The following is a 1,216-nucleotide window of genomic DNA, read 5'->3' as shown; positions in this document are numbered from 1 at the left end:
AATTTTCCGGGGTGCCCTGGACGTGCGCGCCACCGGAGTCTCGGAAGGCATGAAACGGGCCGCTGCCGAGGCGCTGGCCGCGATCGTCGGTGACGACCTCGCAGCGGACTGCGTCATCCCTGGGCCGTTCGACCCACGGGTGGCGCCCGCGGTCGCCGCGGCCGTCGCCGAGGCGGCCAAGACCGAAGGCCTTGCTGACGGCTGACGGCCGTGCGAAGGTACCGACATTGTCAAGGCGTGGACGTGGATGACGTCGGTACATCCGCGTTCTGCGAGCGGATAGGGTCGAGGGATGTTCGCCGTTTACGCTGAACGCTTTGATGCCGATGAGCCGCTCAACGGTCTGGCACTGGGGGAGCGGCCGGAGCCGGAGACGCCGGCGGGCTGGACCGTCGTCGATGTGCGGGCGTCGTCGTTGAACCACCACGACGTCTGGTCCCTGCGGGGCGTCGGGCTGGACGCGGACCGATTGCCCATGATCCTCGGGTGCGACGCCGCCGGGATCGACGAGGACGGCAACGACGTCGTCGTGCACGGTGTCGTCTCCGGTCCGGACTGGGCGGGTGATGAGACGCTCGATCCGAAGCGCTCGCTGTTGTCCGAGCGCTACCAGGGCACTCTCGCGGAGAGAGTTGCCGTGCCACGGCGGAACCTCGTCACCAAGCCCGCCGGGCTGTCCTTTGCCGAGGCGGCGTGCCTGCCGACGGCGTGGCTGACCGCGTATCGCATGCTGTTCACCCAGGCGCAGATCACACCCGGGCAGACGCTCCTCGTGCAGGGCGCGGGTGGCGGGGTGGCGACGGCTCTGATCCGGCTCGGGTCGGCGGCCGGCGCACGGGTCTGGGTGACCTCCCGCGACCCGGAGAAGGCTGAGCGCACATTGGAGCTCGGAGCTGACCGAGTCTTCGCCTCGGGCGAACGGCTGCCGGAGCGCGTCGATGCTGTCATGGAGACGGTCGGCGCCGCCACCTGGAAGCACTCGCTGCGGTCGCTACGTCCTGGCGGAGCCGTGGTGGTCTGCGGGGCGACGTCCGGCCCGATAGGGGAGACCGAGCTGAACCGGGTGTTCTTCCTTCAGCTGCGCGTTCTCGGCTCGACCATGGGCACCCGCGACGAGCTGGGTAGGCTGCTCGCCTTCTGCGAGCGCACCGGCGTCCACCCGGTGATCGACCGGACGTTGCCGCTGTCGGACGCACGGGACGGCTTCGCCGCGATG

Annotated in this window: 1 protein-coding gene and 1 pseudogene; both read left to right on the top strand. The window is 70.0% G+C overall.

The window, feature by feature from the left end; all coding sequences use genetic code 11:
- Positions 1-205: pseudogene (locus ELR45_RS40990) on the top strand (NAD-dependent malic enzyme); the annotation flags it as partial.
- 87 nt (positions 206-292) lie between these two features.
- The coding region (locus tag ELR45_RS17395; RefSeq protein WP_129667597.1) for a zinc-binding dehydrogenase at positions 293-1,216 on the top strand (924 nt) is incomplete at its 3' end.

It is taken from the genome of Phytoactinopolyspora endophytica (assembly GCF_004138495.1).
Lineage (GTDB): Bacteria > Actinomycetota > Actinomycetes > Jiangellales > Jiangellaceae > Phytoactinopolyspora > Phytoactinopolyspora endophytica.
The sequence above is the reverse complement of the archived record's forward strand: the minus strand, read 5'-3'. Positions and strand labels throughout refer to the sequence as shown.